Source organism: Massilia antarctica, assembly GCF_015689335.1.
Lineage (GTDB): Bacteria > Pseudomonadota > Gammaproteobacteria > Burkholderiales > Burkholderiaceae_D > Telluria_A > Telluria_A antarctica.
Window position 1 is genome coordinate 5,327,526 of record NZ_CP065053.1, and the last position, 23,712, is coordinate 5,351,237.

Genomic DNA, 23,712 nt, shown 5'->3' on the forward strand with positions numbered 1-23,712 from the left:
GGATAGACTGGGTTTGGGTGCCGGTGGGCGGCATGCACACACAAGGAGTGGTATGGACAGGGACTTTTGGCATCGCAAGTGGGCAAGCAACGAGATCGGATTTCATGAAGGTGCGGCCAATCCGCTCATGCTGGCGCATGCGGGCCGGCTGGGGCTGTCAGCCGGCAGCCGGGTGTTCGTACCCTTGTGCGGGAAATCGCTCGATCTGCACTGGCTGCTGTCCGAAGGCTACCGGGTGGCGGGGGCCGAATTGAGCCGGATTGCCGTCGACCAGCTGTTTGCAGATCTGGGCCTGACACCGGGGGTGCGGCAGGCGGGAGAGCTGCTTCATTACCGCGCGCCGGACATCGATATTTTTGTGGGCGATATTTTTTGCCTGGATAGCGAGCTACTCGGCCGGGTGGACGCAGTGTACGACCGCGCGGCATTCGTGGCGCTGCCGGAATCGATGCGTACATCTTACGCCGCCCATGTGACGCACCTGGCGGGACGGGCGCCGCAACTGCTGATTTGCTACCAGTACGACCAGGCCTTGATGAATGGGCCGCCGTTTTCCATCGCCGACGAGGAAGTGCGCCAGTGTTACGGTCAGGCGTACGCATTGACCTTGCTGGCCAGGAGCGAGGTGGCAGGCGGCTTCAAGGGCCGTTTCCCCGCTGTCGAAGCGGTCTGGCTGCTTCAATGAGACCGCAGCCCACAGCCCAGCGGCGCTGGACCCTGGCCGCGCTGTCGCTGTCGATGCTGCTCTCCTCGCTCGGCACCAGCATCGCCAACGTGGGCTTGCCGACCCTGGCGCTAGCCTTCGGCGCCACCTTCGGGCAGGTGCAGTGGGTCGTGCTGGCCTACCTGCTGGCGATTACCACGCTGATTGTGAGTGTTGGACGGCTGGGCGACCTCACCGGACGGCGCCGGCTCCTGCTGGCCGGTATTGGCCTGTTCACCGTTGCCTCGGCCCTGTGCGGCATGGCGGGCGCGCTGCCATGGCTGATCGCGGCGCGCGCGCTGCAGGGTCTCGGCGCGGCGGTGATGATGGCGCTGACCATGAGTTTCGCCACCGAGGCGGCGCCCAAGGCCGGCACCGGGAGCGTGATGGGGCTGTTGGGGACGATGTCCGCCATCGGCACCGCGCTCGGACCATCGCTTGGCGGCGTGCTGATCGCGGCGGCCGGCTGGCGCGCGCTGTTCTTCGTCAGCGTACCGCTGGGGATCGCGGCCCTGATGCTGGCGTATCGCACCTTGCCGGCGGACGTGCGGCGGCCGGCAGCCTTCGACCACGTGGGCACGCTGCTGCTGGCGCTGACCCTGGGCGCGTACGCATTGGCCATGACGGCGGGCAGCGGCAGCTTCGGTGCAGTCAACCTGGGTTTGCTGCTCGCCGCAGCGGTGGGAACGGGCCTGTTCGTGCTGGCCGAAGCGAGGGTCGAATCGCCGCTGATTCCGCTGGCGCTACTGCGCGACCGGCTGTTCGGTGCGCGTCTGGGCACGACGACCCTGGTGTCGACCGTGATGATGGCGACGCTGGTGGTGGGGCCGTTTTATCTGGCGCGCGCACTCGGGCTGGCGCCGGCCGCCATTGGCCTGGTCTTGTCGGCGGGGCCGCTGGTGGCGGCGCTGTGCGGCATGCCGGCGGGCCGGATCGTGGACCGCGCCGGCACCATTGGCGTCACCCTCGCCGGGCTGATGCTGATGCTGGCGGGGTCGGTGGCGCTGGCGCTGCTGCCGGCATCGACCGGCGTGCCGGGCTACCTTGCGCCGCTGGTCGTCATCACGATCGGGTATGCCCTGTTCCAGGCGGCGAACAATACGGCGCTGATGGCCAATGCCGGCGCCGATCAGCGCGGCGTGGTATCGGGCATGCTCAACCTGGCGCGCAATCTGGGGCTGGTCACGGGCGCCTCGCTCATGGGCGCGGTGTTCGCGTTCGGCTCGGCGGCCGCCACGGCCGCGCCGGATGCGGTGGCGGCGGGCATGCGCAGAACGTTCGCCTTCGGCGCCATGCTGCTGGCGGCGGCGCTGGTCATCGCCTGGCGCTCAGACAGGGGGCGTAGGCCGTAAGCGCCGAAATTTCCATTATCCCAGCGGTTGTAGTCGTCACGGGGCCCGCCGGCGGTGGCAGTGGTGATAGCGGTGGTGGCGACGGTCCAGGCGGTGCGGCTGGAGGTACAATTCCAGGTGAAAATCCGGCTGGAGCTGCCCGCAACGATACGCCTGGCCAGGCAGTTTGTATGGAACGTGCATACAGGGCTTGGTTGCAGATGGATGGCTATTGCAGAAGAGAGCCCACCGCACGTGATCGGCTGGCGTGTAGTGTAGGCATGCGCCTCTACCGCGACGACATTGAGTATTGTAAAACGCAGTAATAATCACAGCATGCCTGTGGCTTGATCATATAGGCATCACTCTTCGGCCTCGCGATTTCAATATATAGATTGAGGTCGTGAGGCTTTGTACCTTGCAAGGGATTTTAATGACTGAACGTTTTGAAAAAATTGGAAACATCATTTATGGCACCCAAAGGCTAAGCGGCACGTTGGAAGTTATTGCGGCGTGGTTCGAGAGAGAGATAGCAATGCCAGGCGTAAATATTGATATTTCCCCTCCAGCTTCACAAATTGTAAACCTGTATTTCCAAAAACGGTCCGGCTTTGATAAATTAAAGGCCGATTATTTTATGGTTCTGGACGCAGTCCTTACTTTGGAAGCTGGTGTGGAAAGGGTGGGCGACATGACGCCTAGCCAAATAGACGATAATCTCAAGCGCGTCAAAGACCTGCACTTTGTCATGGCTGGCGTAATGGAAGGGCTCGGATGCTCGGAGATTTCACCAGAGGCTTTACGACGAAAAGGTGAAAGTATTGTGACTGTTCCGCCCCTATGAAACGCTGCCCTGGCAGTGGTGGCAAGATGGTGACCGCAGGTTGTCAATACGATGGGTTCAATTCGGGAAAGCTCAAACCGCATCGTTGACATCATCAGCGTCATCGACGGAATCGCTTTCCAAACCAATGTCTTGGCGCTGAACGCAGTGGTGGAAACGGCATGCGCGGGGGACCAAGGCCCGGCAAGCTGAGTGCTTCCGTCACTCGGGCGGAAAAGACACGTTGCGACTGTAACTCGATGTCATGGTGTCGTTGTCCGCGCTCGGCGCCAGGGCACCGAGCATGCGTTGCGTCGCCCGCGACGTGGGCGACTTGCGTCGTTTTCTACCAATATCTGAAATCCACGCCTACCTTTCAAGCGCTTGGGAGACATTCTACGTCGATGCGTTCCTGGGTCGCGCCGGTATCAGAGTGACGGAAATTTCGACGGTTCCGCCTTGCAACCTAAAACAGGGGGCATCAACAGCAAACATGAATTTCTGCTATGTTGTCAGATCACTTTGACACGCTTGAAAGGATGGAGCTATGAACGACCTGTCGACTTTTCCGATCATGAAAAAATGGCCCGCCCGGCACCCCGAGCGCATCCAGCTTTATTCGCTGCCGACGCCGAACGGCGTGAAGGTATCGATCATGCTGGAAGAAACGGGGCTGGCCTACGAGCCGCATCTGGTGCGCTTCGATCACAACGATCAGCTCACACCAGAATTCATGTCGCTTAATCCGAACAACAAGATCCCCGCCATCATCGATCCGGATGGCCCGGACGGCAAGCCGCTGGCGCTGTTCGAGTCGGGTGCGATCCTGATTTACCTGGCCGAAAAGAGCGGCCGGTTCCTGCCGCTTGATGCCGCCGGCCGCTACGAAACGATCCAGTGGCTGATGTTCCAGATGGGCGGCATCGGCCCGATGTTCGGCCAACTCGGCTTCTTCCACAAATTCGCGGGCAAGGATTATGAAGACAAGCGGCCGCGCGAGCGCTACGTGGCCGAATCGAAGCGCCTGCTTGGCGTGCTCAATGGACAGCTGGCGCAGCGCACGTGGATCGCGGGCGATACGTACACCATCGCGGACATCGCCATCTTCCCGTGGGTGCGCAACCTGATTGGATATTACGAGGCGGGCGACCTGGTCGGCATCGCCGATTTTCCGCATGTGACGCGGGCGCTGGAGAATTTCGTGGCGCGGCCGGCGGTGGTGAAAGGGCTGGAGATTCCCAGCCGGGATGGCGCCGCCTGATCGTCGGGGACTGGCCGGCGTTCACCGCTCGTCGTTGGTCCGCTCGGTCAACGTTTCAGCAAGGTCCACGCGAAAGGGGTATCGGATACGGTCGGAATCACCGTGCGCACCGTGACATGCGGGACAGCGCCGTCGAGGCGTTCGGCGCACAGCGCGAGCAGGTGCTCGGGTGTGGGCCGGAATTGCCAGAAGCGCCAGCGCGCGCCATCGTCGCCCAGTTCCGGGTCGACGGCAAGGGCCACCTTGCGCTCGTTCGGAAAATGAAAGCTGAAGCGGTCGAGCGGGATCGATAGTCCCATGCCGCGCGCCTTGATGTAGGCTTCCTTGAAGGTCCAGTATTCAAAGAAGCGGTCCTGGCGCCGGTCTTCCGGCACGGTGGCCAGTTCGGCCACTTCGGCCGGCGCGAAAAAATGCTCGGCGATGCCGTCGGATACCTGGCGCGTGGCGAGGTTTTCGACGTCGACACCCAGCACGCGCTCGCGCGTGACGGCCAGCGCAATCAGGCCGCGTGTGTGCGACACGTTGAAGTTGAGCGAGCGCGCGTCAGGATGCGGGTTGCCGATGGCGGGGCGGCCGTATTCGTTGGGGATGAAGGTCCAGTCGGCCGGAGCTACCGGGGCATAGCGCGAGAGTGTGATGCGCACCAGCGCGCGCGTGACCAGGTAGCGCAGGCGGTCGTCAGGGCGGTAGAATCGGATTTGCTGCTGGCGCTCGGCGTCGTTGAGCAGCTCGAGCAGGGCCTCGTGCAGCTCGGGGGCGGTGATGGTCTGGTAGAAGGCCAGCCAGATGTCGATCTGCTGGCTGGTGAGCGGGTGGTGTGGAGTCATTGAGTGGGCGAATAAAACGTGGGTTGCTGCCGTCGCGGGAAGTTTTTTCCGGCAGTGCCAGGAAGTCGGTTCGGGCAGTGCCAGAACCGACGTTGGCGATATCAGGTACGCATCAGGGCGGCCAGTTCGGCGGCGCCGAGGGCGCCATGAAAAAGGCGGAAGTCGTCGATGTTGCCGTTCAGGCCTGGGTCGGTCGGAAACTGCGAGCGGCCGAGCCAGTTCTGGGTGGTCGGTCCGAGACGGAAGGGCGCCAGCGCCAGGGCGGCGTTGCGGCCCACTTCCGCGCCGTTGACGTACAAGATCCCGGTACTGCCCGATAAAGTGAGCGCCACGTGGACCCACTGTCCCACGGGTAGCGCCGCGTTGCCGGATATGCCTTGTTCGCCGGCGGGGAAGTTGGTGGTGATGCCGAAGCGGAGCACGCCTTTGTTGTTGCGCGGCGTGAGCATCATGTAGTGCCCTGGCCCGCTGCCGAAGTCGAACACGCGCGACCACGGCGTGGCCGCATTCAGGTACACCCAGGTGGCCACGGTGAAGTCGGCCAGGTCCGCAACGAGGTTGTGGGGCAAACTGACATGGCCGGCAGCGCCGTCGAAGGCGACTGCGCGGCCGGCGCGGCCGGCGCTCCAGGTGGCGCCGCGGGCCAACGTGCCGGCGTGGCCGTTGCCGCTGGCGTCCGCCGCGACCGTGCCTGACCCTTCGTCCATCTTCAGCCGCGTGTGCGGCGCCAATCCCGTGATGACGCGCGCGGCGACCGACGGGGCGCTTTCCTTGCCGGCGGCATGCGCGGTCACCACGTAATAAAAGACGCCAGCGGGCGTGCTGGTGTCCGTGTAGCTGAGCAGGCCGGCGATGCCGCTGGCCAGGGTCTTGTATGGGCCGCCCAAGGCCGTGGCGCGCTTGACCGTGTAGCTGCTGGCCTGGGCGCAGCCCCACCAGCTAAGAACGACCTTGCCCGCACTCTGGTGCGCCGTCAGGCCGCTCGGGATGCTGCCGGTCAGGGAATCGCGAGTGAATGTCAGGGTGCCGAAACCAAGCTGGTCGCCATTGCCCCCATCGCCTTCGGGACGGGTTTGCAGCGCTTGCGCGCCGGTCCAGGGAGCCGCCAGGCCGCGCCGGTTGACGTAGTGCTGGTGGACCATGTCCCACACGGGACGGAGGATTCCCTGCGCCGTGGGAGAAAAAGCGCCTTGGCTGGCGTTGATGTTCTGGTAGGGCGTGTAGGGCACCGGGTAAAAGGCGCCGGCGGCATCGCGCAGATTGGACCTGGCGACGTATTCCGCGCCGGCGAGGAAGCGGTTGTTGTCGTAGCCGTACATGTCGTCGCCCTGGTTCCACGCCATTTCGCAGAACGCACCGGCCAGGCCGATGCCGAGCGTGGCATGGCCCTGGTCGCGGCCACTTTCCTGCCACTGGCCCAGGTGGCCCGGGTGGACATAGTAAACAGCCTGGGAACTGGCGCCGTTGCCGGGGCCCGTCATGTAGTAGTTCAGGGCCTCGTCATACAGGTCTTCGCGGTCGCACAGCACGCCGATGGCGAGGATGGAGGCGAGGGTGCACTGATCCCAGGCGGCCCAGTAGTTGGTGATCTCGGCGCCGTTGTGCTGGACCAGGAACTGGTGGTTGAGCGGATAGAACACGGTGAGCATCATGTGCTGGAAGCGCGCGAGATCGGCCGGCGCCCATCCGGCATAGGTGCGCATGATTTCGGCGGCGTTGGCGAACTGGTAGCCGTAGATGCCGTCCGCGAGGAAGCGGTCGGCGTTGCCGCTGATGGTGGTGAGGGTGGCCGACCAGGCGTTGAGGAAGGCGATGGCGCGTTCGGCGCAGGCGTCGTCGCCGGAGACTTTCCAGCGCAGCGCGAGCTGGTAGGCGCGGGCGATGTCGATGTACATCTGCGCGAAGTTTTGCCCGGCGCCGCCGCGGATGACGGTTTCCAGAGGCCTCGGCGTGGTGTTCAACTGGGCGCGGCCGCTGGCGAGCAGCGCTTTCCAGCCGCTGGTCCACGGTTCGGCGTTGGCGGCGACCTTGGCGCGCATGCGCTCGAAGTCGGCGGCGGTATGCAGCAGGCCGGGGTGGACGAAGCGGCGCGGGGCGGCAGGGCCGACGGTGTTCGAGCGCTTCGATTCGATGACCTTGATGGAGCTGCCGGCGTCGTCGACGCTGCCCCCGCCGCAGCCGGTCAGGCCCAGCGAACCGAGCGCCGCGAGGCTGACGCCCCCAGCGCAGAATTGGCGGCGTTTGGATAGAAGTGGCGGTTTGCTATCGGACATGGAGCGCTTTCGGGGTGGATGCCGCGGGCCAGCGGCCGCCGCATGGACGACGATTGTACCGCGTCGGGGCATGCCTGATCGGCTGCCTCTAATATTGCAAATTGAGTTCAGTTACAAGGTCAGCGGCGCGGCCCGCTGTGCTGGTGGCGTGCGCCACCGTTTCCAAGTTCTACTTCTCCCGTTTTCCCTCGTCGTCCTTACGTTCCCTGGCCAAATCGCGCTCCTGGCGCAGTTCGGTTTCGAGCACGGTCAGCTGACGCATCAGCGCCTGTTTCTCCAGGGCGCCAGCGCGCGCTTCGCTTTCGGCGGCGGCCAGGCGCGCGGCGGCGATTTCCGACTCGCGCGCCCGTACCGCAAGGGTGGTCCTGCTGTCGCTCAGGTCGGCCTGCATGGCATCGTGCCGGGCTTGCAGCTTGTCGAGCTGGGCGGACAGGGCGGCCGCCTGGAACGCGGCCCGTTCGGATTCGCTGCGCGCGCGCGCGGCTTCGCCCTGCGCGAGCTCGGCGGCCTGATGCAGGCGGGCGTTCTCGGTACCGGCTTGAGATAGCTGGCCGGCTAGCTGGGCGGCCTGACCCTTGTGGTGCAGTAACTGCTGGCGCAAGGTCACCAATTCCCGATCGACCAGGGCGGCGCGCTGCTCGAAACCCTGGCGTTCCTCGGCGCGCTGGGCGGCGGTGGCCGCGTGGTAATGGTCGAACTGGGCGCGCGCCTGCGTCAACTGGGCGTTGAGCGAGGCAACTTCCGAGGCACGGTCGGCCAGGCGTAGCTGCAGGCCAGCCTGTTCGCTGCGGGCGCCGGCCAGATCGACCGTCAGCAGGTGGTTGGCCTGATGGGTTTGCGCGATGGTGGTGTTTGCACTGGCGAGCTCAGCTTTGAGTGCCTTGACACCTTGTTCCAGCGCCGCTTGCTGCGCGAGCGACTGCTGCAACTCGTCGGCGAGCTGCTCCAGTCCGGCCGCGTGGGCGAGCTTTTCCACGTCCAGATTCTGCTGGAAATCCGTCTTGATCGACTCATACACCCCCTTGACCGCTTGCAGCAAGCTCGGTGGTACGCCAGGCGCGGCGGGCGAGGGCGCCTGCTGGTGTTCTTCCTTCCAGCGCTTGAGCATGGGCGCGATGGTGCTTTTACTACCGGTACCGCCAAGGGCTTCGCGGACGGTGTCCACGGTGGGGTTCTTGTTATCGGCGGCGAGACCGGTAGCGGCGGCTGCAACATGGGAATAGAGGATGCCGGCACGTGCCATTTTGGGACTCCAGAATAAGATAACGTATTACGTGTTACGTAATATTATCTTAAATTACGCTATCGCGCGTTCTTTGATTTCGATTTTTTTAGTCATGATAAGATTGATTATCGTGAATTATCCGCCGGCCCGCCGTGTTATGCTGCGTAATACCCGTTACAAATCGCGTTTTCGCGCGTCTCGCCATGCCTGATGAATTCGCTCCCCTCTCAGTCGCACCTGATAACAGTCTCGCGCCGCCGCGTAACGCCGTTACGGCCTTTGATGTGGAACTGAGCGCGCAGCACCGCGCCTTCCTCGCCGCGGCCACCTCGGAAAACACGCGCCGCACTTACCGTTCAGCCATCAAGCATTACCTGACGTGGGGCGGCGTGTTGCCGGCCGACGAGCCGACCATGATCCGCTACCTGCTGGCATTTTCGGCCTCGCTCAACCCGCGCACGCTTGCGCTGCGCCTCACCGCGCTATCGCAGTGGCACGTGCACCAGGGCTTTACCGACCCCGCGTCAACGCCGACGGTCCGCAAAACCCTGGCCGGCATCACGCGCACCAACGGCAAGCCGAAAAAGAAGGCCAAGGCACTGCCGGTGGAAGACCTGGAACGCGTCGTCGCGCAACTCGCCAACCTGGGCACCTTGAAAGCCATGCGCGACAACGCCTTGCTGCAAATCGGATTTTTCGGAGGATTGCGCCGCAGCGAACTTGTGGCCATCGACGTGAGCCACATCGGCCTGCAAGCGGAGGGAATGACCATCACCCTGCCGCGCTCGAAAACCGACCAGATGGGGGAGGGCATCGTCAAGGCGATCCCCTACGGCGACGGCGCCTGCTGCCCGGCCACGGCCCTGCGCACCTGGCTCGACGCCGCCGGCATCGCCAGTGGCCCGGTGTTCCGCCCGATCAGTAAATGGGGCGAGGTGTCCACTGCCGCTCTTCACGAGGGCAGCGTCAACACCATCCTCGAACAATGCGCGCGCCTTGCCGGACTGGACTACGTTCCCGACCTGTCCAGCCACAGCCTGCGGCGCGGCATGGCCACCAGCGCTCACCGCGCCGGCGCCAACTTCCGCGACATCAAACGCCAGGGCGGCTGGCGCCACGACGGCACCGTGCAAGGCTATATAGAAGAAGCCGGCCGCTTTGAGGACAACGCCGCCGGTACCCTGCTCAGGTCCAGCCACCGGCACGATCCCCAAGCAGCGCGACGCAGCGGTAAGTCAGACCGCGCTAAGTGATAGCCCGGAGTTGCTGTGGATGGTATAAATCACAACTCTTCAATAAGCACAAGGAAAAACCGTGAATCACACATCGCCGGTCTGATTGTTGGCTTGGCCCTGACATCCTATGCGCAAGCAGAAGTTAGGTGGACCCATGTCTCGACGTCGGCCAGCTGAGTGTCGTTGAAGCGCGGCAGTGCTGCCGTAACCGCAAGTCTGCGTCCGTTTTTCGGTGCCATCACGAAGGCGTGATTAGGGCAGTAATCACGCCTTCAGTGGGTCAAGAAAATTTCCCATGTAATATATTACGGCGTAGGTCACTTGACTCCGCCAAGAGTAGATGGTTAAGATGATAATCTTAACTACCATTCAAGGAATGCCCATGCGCGCTTATCTGGTCACAATGCTCCTGGCCGGCGTCGCCGCCAGCCAGGCCCACGCCAAACTGGTTACCTTCGACTACACCGCCGTGGTCAATAAAGCCACCCGCAGGGGGGCCAGCACCGGGTACGCCACCATCGATGTGCCCTCGATTTCCATCGAGGGCAAGGAGATCGCCGTGGGCGACACGCAGCGCGGCTCGTTCACCATCGACCTCGATACACCAACCGAGGACTGGCGGCCGGGGAATACGACAATCGAATACATGGGATCGCTGAACAATATCGGCAGTGTTAGCGTGGACCGGAGCGGCTTCAGCTTCGCCTCTGAAGGCTCCTTCTACCAGTCCGGTTTCAGCGTATCGAACCAGCCGCGTGGCGACTCCTTCAGCTTTTTGGGCACCACTTACAGCGATGGCACGAGCGGGCATGGCAGCGAGTCTATGCAGATCCGCCTGGGCGACACCAATGGCGATCTGCTGGCCACTGATATGCCACCGTCGTCCTTAAACTTCGCCGCTGCCGAATCGTCGGAAATTCTCTACGGGTGGTATTACCCGCAAAATGGTGGCGAAAGCCTGGACACCTTTGGGACTCTGACTTCGCTCGCCGTGCGGCCGCCTTCCCCGGTACCTGAGCCTGCCAGCTACGCGATGCTTGCCGCCGGCCTGCTGACCGTGGGTGCGGCGGCACGGGCCAAAGCCCGTCGCAAGGGCTGAGGCTGGAACTCAGATAGGCCGACCGCTGCGCCCCGGCGTCCGCCCTGGTTCGTGGGCGTTTCCCGCTTTGCGCCCGTCTTGGCTGGAGTCGGTGGCGCTCCTTCCTTGGCTTCGCCGCCTACGTTGAACACGACGTTACCACTGTCACATATCTGTCCCCACCCTGATCGTTACCGATCAGGCTTTGACGAGAAAAATCTGGCGATTACCTAGGCCACGCAGGGTTGCTGCCTTCGATTCGCGTGGCTGGAAATTGGGAGGTTTGGCTCGATAACCCGCGAGACTCTAGACCCGATGCAGCCGGGGTGACAGCGCAGCGATTAGTAGGGCCTGTGCGTCGGCCCTGCCTTTTCCAAACATTCGTATGACTTATGAAGACCCAAGCCGCGAATATTGTTTGGGCTAAATCAAACCTACGTCCGATGTATCGGCCAGCTTATTGAAGCCCCCCGGCCGCGCGCACAATGATTTCACACCTCTCCAGTCAACAGGCTCGTACAGCGGTTACCATCAGTCGAATTTTCATGAAGCCGCCGCGGTGCCTCTCTTAGCGGGCGCTGGTCCAAACCGATGCGCCCCAAGCCACCCGAGCGGCCATGGCCAGCATGGGGTCCCGCTCGGGGGCTGGGCGCGAGGCAATGGCTTGTGCAGCCCATTCCGCCCTGCTGTACGTGATCCTCGGATTTATCAGGAGAAAAGTTGCGCCGGCGTGTTCACCAAGCGTCCGAAAAGACATTGCCGCTTGGACCAGCCGCAGCCGGACGTCGGCGTAAGCCTGGCTGGCATTGGCGAATGGAGCGTATGCCGCTAACGTCAGCTCCATCGTTGGCGAAGATGGAGCTCGGGAAACCATGGCGCCGTCGCCCGGCAAATTTAAACCTCATCAGGGCACACCCCCGGCTTTTCTTCTAGCTAGTCGTTCAGACAGGATCGTCCCTCCCGCCCGCCGGCGTACCATGAAACGGCATGTTGTTTCGGTACGTAAGTCCACCCCGCGGGAGGTACTCGACCATGGTTCGCCGCTCATTGAAGCACTGGCTGCTTGCCATCGTGCTTGTCCTGCTTCTGGTAGTCGCCGTACCGCCGCTGGCACTGTTGCTGTTCCATCACCAGCAGGCGTCCGACGCCGACCCCGGACGGGGCGCCGCCACCGTCGCCCAGGACGTCTTCGGCGACAGCTTCACCAAGGTGTCCTACCTCGACCAGAACTGGCAGCCGCAGGACAGCCTGTGGTTCTACACCACCACCCAGGGCTCGAACCTGCTGCCTTACGACTTCTTCATGGCGCTCGAACAGCCGGGCAGCGCGCTCCCATTCCGGGCCAACGAGCACATGAACCGCTTGCGCTACCTGCCGCAGCGGGCCACGTCGTCCAATCCGGACGCGCTGCCGGTCGGCTTCGTCAAGGACAGCTATCTCAACAAAAACTACGTGGGCCTGACCTGCGCCGCCTGCCACACGGCGCAGATCAATTACCGCGGGCTGGGCATGCGCATCGACGGCGGACCGGGCGGCGCCGATATGGTCGGCTTCCTCCAGGAGTTGACCAAGGCGATGCAGGCGGTGCGCGACGACCCCGCGGTCCGGCAGCGTTTTGTCACGGCGGTGCTGGCGCGCGGCGAGTATGCCAGCGCCGACGCAATCATCGCAGACGTCGGAACCTACACCCAGCGCCTGGTCAGCTACAACATCATCAACCACAGCCCGACCGAGTATGGGTACGCGCGCCTTGACGCCTTCGGCCGTATCTACAACCGCACCCTGGAACACTTGCTCAACCGAAGCCAGCTTGAAGCCGTGCTGCGCAACATCCTCAGCCCGGAAGAGGTCGCCGAAGCACTGGCCGGCATGGGCGGCACGCTCAGTTCGGCCCAGCGCGACCAGCTCATTGCCCGGCTGGCACGCACTCCCCGCCACATCGACTTGCTCAAGGGCGAGCTGTTCATCAAGGCCGACGCGCCGGTCAGCTATCCCTTCCTGTGGGACGTGCCCCAGCACGACGTGGTGCAGTGGAACGGCCTCGGCAACAACGCCGGCCTGGGCCCGCTGGGCCGCAACGCCGGTGAGGTGATCGGCGTGTTCGGCACGCTCGACTGGCACGAAGCGGACACGTATTCGCTCGGCTCGCTGCTGGCCGGCCACGGTGTCAAGCAGCGCGAGATCCGCTTCGACTCTTCCGTCAACGTGGAAAACCTGCGCCTCATCGAAAGCCGCCTCGCCAGCCTGCAGTCTCCCCAATGGCCGAGCAAGGTGTTCGGCGCCGCCTCGATCGACCGGGAGCGGGTGCTGCGCGGCGAGCGCCTGTTCAATAGCCGCTGTGCCGGCTGCCACGCCAGCATCGAGCGCAGCTCGCCCGAGCGCCGCATCGTCGCCTACATGGGGAACGTGGAGGAAGTCGGCACCGATCCCACCATGGCCGACAACAGCGTCAAGTACCTGGGCTACTCCGGTATCTTGCGCAACCAATACGTGGGGGCTGGCGTCGGCAGCATCCTGCTCGACAAAAAAGCGCCGATCGCCGCCTTGCTGACCAAAGCCACCATGAGCGTGCTGGAAACGCGCGATCCCGACAAGCCGTTCGTGCAGCGCTGGGCCGAATGGCTGCAAAACATGGCCAAGGCTTTTTCCGGCAATGAGATCAAGGCCTCGAACAAGCATGGCAACTACACGATCGACACCACCATCGCCCCGTACGCCTCACTGCATGCCTACAAGGGGCGCGCGCTGAACGGCATCTGGGCCACGGCGCCCTATCTGCACAACGGCTCGGTGCCGACACTGTACGACCTGCTGCTGCCGGCGCAGTGCCCGGCCAACGACAGGCAGGCCGAATGCCGGCCCGCTACATTCCAGGTCGGATCGCGCGAATTCGATCCCGTCAAGGTGGGCATCCGGAGCGAAGGCTACGCCGGCTTCACCTTCGACACCCGGCTGCCGGGAAACAGCAACGCCGGCCACGAATATGGCGCGGTCGCCGTCGTCAAGGGCGATATACGCGTGCCGCCGCTGACCAGGGAAGAGCGCCTCGACCTGCTCGATTTCCTGAAAGCGCAGTGACAGCGCTGGCGCGCTCTTTTAAGGCCGCGTTCAGACTCGCCCGCGCCCAGCCCCTATAATGAGGGCTCGTGCAGTCACTAAAACAGGAGAATATAAGATGGCAATCAGTCTGACCAAGGGTGGCAACGTCAACCTGAGCAAGGAAGCGCCCGGCCTGACGAACATGGTAATCGGTCTGGGCTGGGACGCCCGGTCCACCAGCGGCGTCGAGTTCGACCTCGACGGCACGGTATTCTTGTTGAAGGCCGACGGCAAAGTCCGCGCCGACACCGACATGATTTTCTATAACAACCTCAAATCCGTCGATGGCAGCGTGACGCACTCCGGCGACAACCGCACCGGCGCAGGCGAAGGCGACGACGAAAGCATCACCGTCGACCTGAGCCGTGTACCGGCCGACGTCGAAAAAATTTCCGTGTGCGTCACCATCCACGAAGCCGCTGCGCGCAAGCAGAACTTCGGCATGGTGTCGAACGCATTCGTTCGCTGCGTCAATGCGGCTAACAACAGCGAAATCGCGCGTTTCGATCTGTCCGAAGACAGTTCGACCGAAACGGCCATGATTTTCGGCGAAGTCTACCGCCATGCCGGCGACTGGAAATTCCGCGCCGTCGGCCAGGGCTTCAATGGCGGGCTGGGTCCACTGGCATCGTCGTTCGGCGTCAACGTCTGAGCGGACCAGCGCTCACCCCAGGCGCAGCGGCGCGGGTTCTGGTCAGCAATGCTGCCAGAACTTCTCGTTCCACGGACGGAAGTCCATTTCGCTGGTCCACGCCGTGCGCGGCTGGCGGTGCAGGCCGAACACCGCGTCGGCCAGGTGGCGCGGCTCGGCCTGCGTGTAGCCGGCCTCGAAGACATCCGAATCCTTCACGTCCGCATCGATCACTACGTGCGCCACGTGGATACCGGATGGCCACACCTCGCGCGCCAGCACCTGGGCCAGCGCACGCAGGCCGAATTTGCCGACCGCCAGATTGAGGTGGTCTTCGCGCCCGATCAGTGACGACGTCGAGCCGGTGAGGATGATGCTGCCCCGGCCAAGCGGCACCATCATCCGGGCCGCGGCGCGCGCCACGATAAACCCACCCAGGCAGTTCTGGCGCCAGCTCTCTTCGAACGCAGGCACTTCGGTGTCGAGCACCGTGCCCGGGCAAAAACCCTGCACCGCGTAGACCACCAGATGCGGCGCGCCCAGTTCGGCGGTCACCGTGGCAAGCACGGCGGCGACCGAGCGTTCGTCGGTGGCATCGCAGCCATAGGCGTTGACCTGTCCGCCCGCGGCGCTCAACTCATCCACCAGCTCATCGAGACGCTCGGCGTTGCGCGACGCCAGCGCCACCCGCGTGCCCGATGCGGCAAAGCGGCGCGCCAGTTCGAAACCATATCCGGGGCCGACGCCGACAATCAGCGCCGTTTCGGTCGACGCATCGTGGTCGCTGTCATATACGCGCAGAGGGGAGACGGCGCTCGCCGGCGGCACTGGCGTGCCGCGCTCGAGTTTCACGCGCTGATGCTGGCGCCGGCGGTTATTCGATACCGGCACCTTGCGGCCGAAACGGTAGAAGAGGGAAACCGGGCCGACCGAGAGCTGTCGCCAACTTTTCAAGCTCCTCCACAGCCGCATCATTGAAACGGCGAACATCGCCGGCCTCACTTCGGGTAGGTTGGTAGACAAGATTGGCGCCTTTGCTAGAAGGTGTAGCCCAAACCGCGGGTTTGTATTTTCAACAATACAAGCAAATTGACTTTATTTCAACAAATGAATCTATTATTGCAATATTGGCTTTGCGTTCATGGCAACAGGCGCAGCTTTCTGACCGCCTCGTGTGTTGGCCCATGCGATCCCAGCAGGACCGGTAGCCCCGACAGCGCTTCGAGCTGCGCCACGAACGAGGCGGCGTCGGCGATGGGTTCGCCCGCATAGTGCGGCGTGGCGCGCGCCAGCAAGTGCCCCAGCCGCTCCTGATGCGCCAGGTCGTGCGGGGCGCCGGGCAGGATCGCGCAGATGCGGCCCGAGTCCGGGTCGCGCGCGCAGACATCATCGGCCGTCGCATCGGCCTCGTAGCCGGTGCACCAGCGCAAAGCGCGTTCGCGTCCGAACACGTCGAGGTGGCTGACCAGCAGGCCGTCGAGCGGCCCCGCCACCTGTAGCGCGTAGCGCAGCAGCAGCGCATCCGGATGACCGCGCCGGAAGCGCCCTTGCCAGCCGCCGGATGCATTGTGCGGCTCGGGCAGGTGCTCGAGCAGCGCATCGCAGGTGGGCAGCGGCCCGTTGCCATGGCGTGTCATGTACGAACGCAGGATGCCCAGGTGTTCGATGCGCGCGTGCTGGCCGGCGTCCGTGGCCACCGCCTGCACCGACCCCGGATGGATGCTGCTCCACGTCGTATGCGGGTGGAAGCCGCGCCATTCGTCGAGCAGCACGCCCTGCGCCCCCTCGAACAGCACGCAGCCGGGCAAGTGCAGCCGCTGCGCGACCTGCGCGTGCGAAGCCGGCGGCGCCTGGCGGATCAGCTCCGCCGTGCGCGCGAGCCAGCGCGTGGCCATGCTGGTGTCGTCCAGTACCGCCAGTTCGGCGTCGTACGCGGTCTGGTTGGCCGGCTCCGCGCAAGCTTGCCCGAAACCGGCGCGCAAGGTGCGCCGCATCAGTTCCAGCTTCGCCAGCGCCACTGCCGGCCGCACCAGGTCCGCATAACGCAAAATCTGCTCCGGATGATCGATGCCATGGCCGGCCGTCTCGCCCACGCCGACCCCGCAGCTGCCGTGCGCCGCCATCCCGCGCTGCAATTCGCGCATGCGTCCCGCCGCCTGGTGAAACGGCGTGGTGACGCGGCAGCGCCCATCGATCAGGATCCGCGCCAGGGCGTCATCGACCCCGGCGCGGCGCAGCCAGGCGTCTTCCACCAGCAGCGCGGTCGGATGCACGATCACCGGGTAGGCCAGCAAGGTGACTACACCAGGCACGAAGCTGCCCGCGCCGAACTGTGCGAAGGTGTGATGGCGGCCGTCCGGCAGCACCACATTGTGGCCGGCCTGGGCGCCGCCGTTAAAGCGCACCACCGTATGTGCGCCCCAGTGGCGGCACAGGTAATCGGTGAACAGGCCTTTGCCGCAATCGCCAAAGCCAAGGCCCAGCAGGGACACCAGGCGGGTCGAAGACATGGCCGTCCTTACGCGAACATGCGCTTCCACCACGCCGACGGGGCCGCCGGCGTGCCCGCCGCGGGGACGTGCATCCGCGTGGCGGCGTTCGGGTCGAGCAGGTCCGCATACGGACGCAGGGCGCGCACGATGGCCGACACGCGCTGCGGTGCGATTGTGTTGGCGTCCAGGGTGGCCACCAGCGCATCGATGTCGGCAATCGCGTGCTCGGTCAGGCCGACGATGGCGGCGGCCACCGCGCAGGCGTCGCCCGGCTCCTCCATGCAGATCACATGGTCGCCCAGCAGGTCGCGCCAGCGTTTTTCGCAGCGGCCGCGCCGGCCCAGGTCGGGAATCAGGAAAAACACGTGATACGTCTCGGCGGCGGCCGCGATAGCTTCGGCGATCGGCACGTCCGCATCGAGCGTATCGCCCACCAGGCTGCCGATCTGGTGACGCGACACCGCCGGGTAGGGCAGCTCGTCGCCCGTGATGAACAGGTAGCCCTTCTTGCGCCGCTTGACCCAGCAATCCATGTCGGTATGCTGCGCCACCATGTAAAAGGCCAGCTCGTAGCTTTCTTCACCGCTGCCGCCACCGCCGCCTTCCAGGTAACTCCACGTAAGCCACTGATCCATCAGCTCCGCGGTCGATTCGAACTGGCCGACCTGCAGCGGTGCCTGGTCGGACGTGGCGTCGCCAATGGCCATGAACAGCAGTTGCGGATCGGCGACGCCGACCGCGTTGAGCAAGGCCATGAAGGTGGGCAGTTCCCTGGTGGCGAGGCTTTGCGGAATGTCGCCCATCGATCCGGTGACATCGAGCGCGAACACAATGCCCAGCGAATTCGGATGGTCGTCGCTGTCGCGTGATTCGCGGACTTTCAGGCCCTTGGGATTCATCAGCGGGTGGCATCCGCGCTGGGTGAACACTTCGGTGCGGGATGCCGAAGCGCGGTCGGCGACCAGTGCCGCGTGGGCGGCCTGGGAGTAATTACCTTGACCCATGATGGTTCCTTTATATGTCTAATTGGACGGGGTGGGACTGAAGTCGATGAATCTGGCCGGGCCGAACGCCTCTTTCGCCGCGCCGCCGACCGCCTGGCGCATGCCTTCCGCGCCCAGCGCCGCGCACCAGGCGGGATCGAGGCTGGCGCGTTCCAGCAGGCGCGCCAGCGGTGGCGGGGTGGCGCGCGAAATGGCTGGCTCGCCGGGTGCGTCCGCCAGTATGGCGCGCATCGCCCAGGCCAGCTGCATCAGGTCGCGCCCTTGCGCGGCGCCGCCGTCGTGCCGGCTGCGGCGCGCCCCGGACCAGCCGATGATCAATACGCCGTGGTCGGCCGGATGCACCAGCAAGTGTTCTGGCGCCAGGCGGCCGTGGCTCCAGCCGCCGGAGTGGGCGTAGGCCAGCACCTCGAGCACGCGGCGCCACATCCATACCGCGTGGCGCGCATCGATCGCGCGTCCATACGCAAGCCGCACGTCGGCCAGGCTGCCCCAGAATCCCGTGGGGTGGCGCAGCACCAGCACCTCGCGCAGTTGCCCGTCCGCGCCAGCGCTGCTGCCCACGGCGACGGCCTGCGGCAGGCGCTGGGTGAAATAGGCGGCGCCGGGCAGGTCGTCGGCCTGCAACTGGTCGAGAATCGCTTTTTCGCGCGCCAGCTGGCCGGCTTGTGTCTCGGCGTGGGCGATTTTCAGCACCACGCGGCGTGGCATGGCGCCGCTGCGCTCGGCCAAGGCCAGGGTTGCGCTGGCACCGGTACCAAGGTGGGCGATGGTCTTGTAGCGCTGGCCGCCGCAGGCGATGTCCGCTTCGCTGTCGCCGGCGCGCGAGCGCAGGTAAGCGTCGTGGAAATCGGCGGCGCGCACAAGGTCTTCGCTGTGCGTGACATCCGCCCCGCAATACGTGCAGCTGACGATGCGCCACAGCGCCTGCCGGGGCAGGGCGCTGCCGCACTGCGGACAGAGTAGGGTGAGCGGAGTCATGATGTCGTCAAGCCAGGATGCGTTTTTTCTCGGCGTCGAACTCGGCATCGGTCAGGATGTTCTGCTCGCGCAGCGCCGCCAGGTCGCGCAGCAATGCCATGCGCTGGGCCGGCGCATCGGGCGCGATCGCCGCAGCCATCTGGCCCACCGTCGCACCCAAGGTGCCGCCCAGGGCGACACCAAGGCCGGCGCCGAGCACCGTTCCGGCGCTGCCCTCATTGCGCGCGGCGGCATGCAGCACGTCGAAACGGCGCTCTTCCTGATAGTCGTAGCCGATGATGTTCATCTCGGCGCGCCGCGCCAGTGCCGCCTTGAGCTTCTGGACCGCGCTGTCGGTCTCGGGCACGTTGATCGATTCGATGCTGAACTGCGTCAGCGCCACGCCGTACTGCGCCGTCTCGCCGGCCAGTTCCTTGCCGATCGTGGCCGACAGCGAATCGAGTTGGGTCGAGATCTCCAGCACCGACACGCCGCTGGCGCTGATCGCGCCGGCGATCGCGCTTTTGATGCGCGTGGTGTTCATGGCGCGGAAGTAATCGGCCAGGGTGGCCGCATCCATGCTGCGCGCGGTGCCGACCAGTTTCATCAAGAACAGCTTGGGATCGGCCACTTCGATGGCGTACTGGCCGAAGGCGCGCACCGGCACCATGATGCCGAACTTCGGGTCCTGCAGCTGGATCGGGTCCGGCGTGCCCCAGCGTACCTCGAGCGTGGTGGCCAGGTTCACGAACCAGACTTCGGCGGAAAACGGCGACTGCCCGCCGAACGGCAGGCCCACCAGCTTGCGCAGCAAGGGCATGTTGCCGGTGGAGAGAGTATGGCGGCCGGCCCCGAACGGCCCTTCGTACACGCCGTCGCGCACCAGAAAGGCGACCTGCGACTCGTTGACGATCAGCTGCGTCATCGTCGACAGCTCCTGCGAGGGGTATTTCCATGCCAGTTGGCTCGCTCTGCCGTCCCACTTTACCCTGTCGATAATGGCCATGATCGTGTTCTCCTTGGTTGACTGGTCAGAGGCCGCGCTTGAGCAGCGCGAGGCGGTCGCGAAACTGCGGGCGCAGCCGGTACAACTGGGCCGGGCGGCTCGGGCTGGACGCATCCATCTGCCCCTCGGCCGCTTCGAGCATGTCCAGTTCGGCCATCTTGCGGCGAAAGCTCACCTTGTTCAGCCCTTCGCCCATCAGCGCTTCATACACGCGCTGCAATTGCGGCAAGGTGAATAGTTCGCCCACCAGAAAGCACGGCAGCGAGGAATACTGGCTCTTGCTGCGCAGCCGCTCGAGCGCCGCCGCAATGATCGTGGCGTGGTCGAAGGGCAGGGGCGGCAGGCGGTCGACCGAGGCCAGTTTTACCCCCGGATGGCCCGCCGCGGCGATGACGGCATGCGGCACCAGCGCGTAATAGGCGAGCGACAGCGACCAGCCGCGCGGATCGCGCGCCGCGCCGGAAAAGGCGGCCAATTGTTCGAGATAGGGCGCGTCGATGCCGGTTTTGGACTTGAGCACGCGCAGGGCGGCGTCGAAGCCGTGGCGATCTTCGTCGGGGTGGATGTAGCCGCCGGGCAGGGCGGCGACGCCCTTGTAGGGTTCGCGTTCACGCTTGAGCAGGGCGACCGACAAGCCGTCGTCGCCAAGGGTGAGCAGGACGGTGTCGACGGTGCAGATGACGTCATTCACGCTGGGCTCCGGTGGAGGGTTGGATTGAGTTGACATGCTTGCATTGTACTTAGTTTCAAAATGAAACCGCAAGCTATTTTCACACTTATCCGGAAAATCATCCAGGTCGAACGATTAGTTCCAAAGTGTGACTAGATACGCCAGGATTCGAGCACTACTTGGTCTTAGGCCATCGGGTACGGGTGGAGACTTCCGTCGAGATCATCGCGAAGAAAATGTGGCACCGCGGCGATCACATCACTGGTCGCGATATCTTCGACGTTGCGCTGATCTCAGGGCGCGAGCCGGACGCCTTGATGGTCGCCGGCAAGTTCATGGCCCGTCACGCAGATGCCATACTTCAGCAACTGGATAATCGGAGCGAGGCTTTGAAAATGCAGTTCGAGGCGATCGATGCTCTTCATTTCCACCCGACCTTCGATACGGCTTGCCTGACGCTACGCACGATGCTGCAGGCCATTCGCGTCGAGCAAGGCTCCCACGGTAGGGACGCGGACGATATGTCAGTGAAAGATACCTGATTCCTTGAACGTTCCGTTCCGGCAAGCGGCGACCCTGGCCGGCGGCATCGCTCTGCGTCACCAGACCGTTCGGCATACTTTCCACTGCTTCGCCCATCGGCTCAGGTTTTTCATGATTTTTTTACCGGCACATCCGGCGTGGCCGCTTCGCCAACCGCTTTCACGACGACAGATAGAGGGGTCTCATCGAGCAGCGCCATCAGGTGTGGGTGGAATTTCTCAGGCGCCTGGCCCGAACGCAGCATCTCGGACAGCATGTCTGGCGTGAGCACATCCTCGTAGCTGGTGCTGATGCTGCGAGCGGCAACGGTCAGCGCACTTCTCAATCCGGAAGGTTGTACGGTTTCCATGTCGAGGCCCAAAATATCCATCACCGACTTCAGCCTGGTGTAGCCAAGTTCCTTCAATGTCCCATTTTCCAGCTGGTTAATGGTCACGCGGGAAAGCCCGGCAAACCTGCCGACATGCTCCTGGAGCAAGCCTGCATCGACGCGCCTGTTGTGAATTGCTGCACCGATTTGGGCCAGATTCATTTTGCGACCACATAATGTTAAGAATACTTAACATTATAGGGCCGATATAGGCGATTCCAAGGCATGTCACACCCGCGCATTGACCGGAACGCAGCCGCACGCGCGCAGCATGCCCTGGCGACAAGCGTTACAATGCAGCCGCCCGCGAACGATCGCGTTCCTCCATCAACCAGACCAACAGCCAGCCCTATGCACCCCGACATTTCCAGCAGCACAGGTGACTATTCTCTTCTCGCGCGTCAAGTGAGCAGCATTCTCGACGGCGAGCGCGACCTGACCGCGAACGCATCGCAATTCTCCGCGCTGGTGTATTCCACCATCCCGGACCTGAACTGGGCCGGTTTCTACCTGCTCCGTCCGGGCAAAAAAGACGGCGCCCAGGAACTGCTGGTCGGCCCGTTCCAGGGCAAGGTCGCATGCGCGCGCATTCCCCTGGGCCGGGGCGTATGCGGCACCTCCGCACAGGAGCGTCGCACCATCGTGGTCGCCGACGTGCACGCGTTCGAGGGCCATATCGCCTGCGACAGCGCCTCGAACGCCGAAATCGTCATCCCGCTGCTCAAGGATGGCCAGCTGTACGGCGTGTTCGATATCGACAGCCCGCTGTTGAACCGCTTCAGCGAAGAAGACCGGATCGGCCTTGAAGCGATGGTCCAGGCCTTCCTCGACGCCACCGACATGGTCTGATGCTCAGAAACGCGGCAGCTTGTCCAGGGTGATCACGTTCGGATGGCTGTACACCTTGCGCTTGTGCTCATTGGTGTTGTAATACTCGCCGGTCCAGAAGTTGTTCGGACTGGTGACGCCGGCCGGGCCGTCGCCATCGCTCCAGACCATGAACCACAGCCACCAGGCCTTGTCCGCAGCGATCTTGTCCGGGTCGGGGATGTAGCTGTTTTCGCTCAGGGCCACCGGCTTGCGCTCCACCGGCGTGTTCAACGCCTGCTGGTAGGTCCACAGCTGCGAGCCGTAGGTCTTGTTGTCGCTGCCGTCGTAAATGTCGTGGCTGACGATGTCCACCACGTCGTCGCCAGGATACCAGGCCGGGTCCTGCCCGTTCCACACCCAGATCAGGTTATGCAGGCCATGCCGGTGCACCAGGCGGTCGAACATGTGGCGCCACAACAGGATATTCGCGTAAGCCTGCGGCGCGCCATCGGTACGCGTGCGGCCCCACCAGAACCAGCCATCGCCCTTGTAGCCCGAGGCTTCATGCAAGGGCCGCCACAGCACGGTCACGCCGGCGTCGGACAGCTTCTTGAGCTCCACCGCCACCATGTCGATGCCGTCGTTAATCTGCTGGAAGGCGGGACTGTGCTTGTCGAGCGCTCCATTGGCCATGGGGATCATGAAACTGGTGTTTTTACTGGGATCGCTCTCGCGCGCATAGAAATTGGCGCTGTTGACCTTATCCGTTTTCAGCAGCGCCGGGTCGCGCCAGTGCCACGCGAAGGCGACCAGGCCACCTTTGCCGGCGAACGCGATCGCTTCCTCGGTCTGGTGCCGGCCCTCCACCCAATTCGCCGTCAAGCCGTAGTTCATGAAATCGTAGCCCATCAACGCAGGCGACTTGCCGGTGTCGGCGCGCACCCGTTCAGCCATGTCGATCGAATCCCTCCAGGTCAGGTCGGCCTGGCCGGCGATGACCTGCTTGCCCCAGACGCTGCGCAGGTAGCTGAACACCGCGCGCGTTTTGGCGTTCGCGCTGGTGTCGACCGGCGCGCTGCGCGTGGCCGCCGGCGGCATGCTGGTACAGAAGCTGCGCGCGATGCAGTAATTCCCGCGTTCGACGCCCCAGCCGTCGTTATCGTTGATACAAATCGGCCAGCTTTGCTGATTGACGGTGCAGGTGCCGGCATCGGCCGCGTGCGAGAACGCCGGCAGTGTCAACACGGCCATCAGTGCGGTCAGGCGGGCGAGCAGGCGTATGCCCGGATTGCGTGGATCGGTCATGGTGTCTCCATCTGTGAGGGAGCACAAAAGGTAGCCCTGCGCGCGCCGCTTTTCAACAACCTTGCGTCT

The 23,712-nt window shown here is 64.1% G+C and carries 21 protein-coding genes and 1 pseudogene; 11 read left to right on the top strand and 11 right to left on the bottom strand.

Features of this window, described 5'->3' with window-relative positions; all coding sequences use genetic code 11:
- The first annotated feature begins 52 nt into the window (after positions 1 to 52).
- The 5 genes and pseudogenes from tmpT to IV454_RS23670 all read left to right on the top strand — a co-directional run bounded on the left by tmpT (position 53) and on the right by IV454_RS23670 (position 4,118).
- Positions 53 to 685 carry a thiopurine S-methyltransferase gene (tmpT, locus tag IV454_RS23650; RefSeq protein WP_206088114.1) on the top strand — a complete coding sequence of 211 codons (633 nt, stop codon included), beginning with the start codon at positions 53 to 55 and terminating at the stop codon, positions 683 to 685.
- Positions 682 to 2,055 carry an MFS transporter gene (locus IV454_RS23655; protein ID WP_229521812.1) on the top strand — a complete coding sequence of 458 codons (1,374 nt, stop codon included), beginning with the start codon at positions 682 to 684 and terminating at the stop codon, positions 2,053 to 2,055. The genes tmpT and IV454_RS23655 overlap by 4 nt, the downstream gene beginning before the upstream one ends.
- Positions 2,056 to 2,467: 412 nt before the next feature.
- Entirely contained in the window at positions 2,468 to 2,878 is a 411-nt protein-coding gene (locus tag IV454_RS23660) for a hypothetical protein (RefSeq protein WP_206088115.1), read from the top strand.
- A 36-nt stretch (positions 2,879 to 2,914) separates the two neighbouring features.
- Positions 2,915 to 3,058: pseudogene (locus IV454_RS23665) on the top strand (methyl-accepting chemotaxis protein); the annotation flags it as partial.
- Between the two features lie 346 nt (positions 3,059 to 3,404).
- Positions 3,405 to 4,118, top strand: coding sequence for a glutathione binding-like protein (locus tag IV454_RS23670; RefSeq protein WP_206088116.1), 714 nt, complete (start codon positions 3,405 to 3,407; stop codon positions 4,116 to 4,118).
- Positions 4,119 to 4,165: 47 nt separating this feature from the next.
- Here the strand turns inward: IV454_RS23670 and IV454_RS23675 are convergent, their stop codons facing one another.
- The 3 genes from IV454_RS23675 to IV454_RS23685 all read right to left on the bottom strand — a co-directional run bounded on the left by IV454_RS23675 (position 4,166) and on the right by IV454_RS23685 (position 8,461).
- On the bottom strand, positions 4,166 to 4,945 hold the full coding sequence (locus IV454_RS23675; protein ID WP_206088117.1) for a 4'-phosphopantetheinyl transferase family protein: 780 nt from the start codon (positions 4,943 to 4,945) through the stop codon (positions 4,166 to 4,168).
- A 101-nt stretch (positions 4,946 to 5,046) separates the two neighbouring features.
- A complete protein-coding gene (locus IV454_RS23680) occupies positions 5,047 to 7,218 on the bottom strand; it encodes a LamG-like jellyroll fold domain-containing protein (RefSeq protein WP_206088118.1) in 2,172 nt (723 codons plus the stop codon).
- A gap of 169 nt (positions 7,219 to 7,387) precedes the next feature.
- Positions 7,388 to 8,461 (bottom strand): DNA-binding protein, encoded by a 1,074-nt coding sequence (locus IV454_RS23685; protein ID WP_206088119.1) that lies wholly within the window; start codon positions 8,459 to 8,461, stop codon positions 7,388 to 7,390.
- Positions 8,462 to 8,727: 266 nt separating this feature from the next.
- Here IV454_RS23685 and IV454_RS23690 point away from each other — a divergent pair, with 266 nt between their 5' ends.
- The 4 genes from IV454_RS23690 (at position 8,728) to IV454_RS23705 (ending at position 14,507) form a co-directional block, all read left to right on the top strand.
- Positions 8,728 to 9,696, top strand: a complete 969-nt coding sequence (locus tag IV454_RS23690) for a site-specific integrase (protein WP_229521814.1) — start codon at positions 8,728 to 8,730, stop codon at positions 9,694 to 9,696.
- A 364-nt stretch (positions 9,697 to 10,060) separates the two neighbouring features.
- Positions 10,061 to 10,777 (top strand): PEP-CTERM sorting domain-containing protein, encoded by a 717-nt coding sequence (locus IV454_RS23695; RefSeq protein ID WP_229521815.1) that lies wholly within the window; start codon positions 10,061 to 10,063, stop codon positions 10,775 to 10,777.
- Positions 10,778 to 11,788: 1,011 nt separating this feature from the next.
- The gene (locus IV454_RS23700; RefSeq protein ID WP_206088122.1) at positions 11,789 to 13,834 is read left to right on the top strand and encodes a di-heme-cytochrome C peroxidase; all 2,046 of its coding nucleotides are present in this window, start codon (positions 11,789 to 11,791) and stop codon (positions 13,832 to 13,834) included.
- Between the two features lie 97 nt (positions 13,835 to 13,931).
- Positions 13,932 to 14,507, top strand: coding sequence for a TerD family protein (locus tag IV454_RS23705; RefSeq protein WP_054262416.1), 576 nt, complete (start codon positions 13,932 to 13,934; stop codon positions 14,505 to 14,507).
- Positions 14,508 to 14,549: 42 nt separating this feature from the next.
- Here the strand turns inward: IV454_RS23705 and IV454_RS23710 are convergent, their stop codons facing one another.
- The 6 genes from IV454_RS23710 to IV454_RS23735 form a co-directional block, all read right to left on the bottom strand.
- Positions 14,550 to 15,440 carry an SDR family NAD(P)-dependent oxidoreductase gene (locus tag IV454_RS23710; RefSeq protein WP_206088123.1) on the bottom strand — a complete coding sequence of 297 codons (891 nt, stop codon included), beginning with the start codon at positions 15,438 to 15,440 and terminating at the stop codon, positions 14,550 to 14,552.
- A gap of 185 nt (positions 15,441 to 15,625) precedes the next feature.
- Complete coding sequence (locus IV454_RS23715; protein ID WP_206088124.1) at positions 15,626 to 16,996, bottom strand: adenylosuccinate synthetase; 1,371 nt, start codon at positions 16,994 to 16,996, stop codon at positions 15,626 to 15,628.
- 8 nt (positions 16,997 to 17,004) lie between these two features.
- Positions 17,005 to 17,982, bottom strand: coding sequence for a VWA domain-containing protein (locus tag IV454_RS23720; RefSeq protein ID WP_206088125.1), 978 nt, complete (start codon positions 17,980 to 17,982; stop codon positions 17,005 to 17,007).
- An 18-nt stretch (positions 17,983 to 18,000) separates the two neighbouring features.
- Positions 18,001 to 18,960, bottom strand: a complete 960-nt coding sequence (locus tag IV454_RS23725) for a protein kinase family protein (RefSeq protein WP_206088126.1) — start codon at positions 18,958 to 18,960, stop codon at positions 18,001 to 18,003.
- Between the two features lie 7 nt (positions 18,961 to 18,967).
- Complete coding sequence (locus IV454_RS23730) at positions 18,968 to 19,945, bottom strand: SPFH domain-containing protein (RefSeq protein WP_206088127.1); 978 nt, start codon at positions 19,943 to 19,945, stop codon at positions 18,968 to 18,970.
- Positions 19,946 to 19,970: 25 nt separating this feature from the next.
- Entirely contained in the window at positions 19,971 to 20,636 is a 666-nt protein-coding gene (locus IV454_RS23735) for an NUDIX hydrolase (protein ID WP_206088128.1), read from the bottom strand.
- A 182-nt stretch (positions 20,637 to 20,818) separates the two neighbouring features.
- On the opposite strand from IV454_RS23735, the gene IV454_RS23740 reads away from it, so the two are divergent.
- On the top strand, positions 20,819 to 21,157 hold the full coding sequence (locus IV454_RS23740) for a hypothetical protein (protein WP_206088129.1): 339 nt from the start codon (positions 20,819 to 20,821) through the stop codon (positions 21,155 to 21,157).
- Between the two features lie 110 nt (positions 21,158 to 21,267).
- Here IV454_RS23740 and IV454_RS23745 read toward each other — a convergent pair whose 3' ends face one another.
- Entirely contained in the window at positions 21,268 to 21,690 is a 423-nt protein-coding gene (locus IV454_RS23745) for a helix-turn-helix domain-containing protein (RefSeq protein WP_206088130.1), read from the bottom strand.
- 189 nt (positions 21,691 to 21,879) lie between these two features.
- Between IV454_RS23745 and msrC the strand changes: the two genes are divergently transcribed.
- Positions 21,880 to 22,377 carry a free L-methionine (R)-S-oxide reductase MsrC gene (gene msrC / locus IV454_RS23750; RefSeq protein WP_206088131.1) on the top strand — a complete coding sequence of 166 codons (498 nt, stop codon included), beginning with the start codon at positions 21,880 to 21,882 and terminating at the stop codon, positions 22,375 to 22,377.
- Between the two features lie 3 nt (positions 22,378 to 22,380).
- Here msrC and IV454_RS23755 read toward each other — a convergent pair whose 3' ends face one another.
- On the bottom strand, positions 22,381 to 23,643 hold the full coding sequence (locus IV454_RS23755) for a glycosyl hydrolase (RefSeq protein WP_229521816.1): 1,263 nt from the start codon (positions 23,641 to 23,643) through the stop codon (positions 22,381 to 22,383).
- Positions 23,644 to 23,712: the final 69 nt, after the last annotated feature.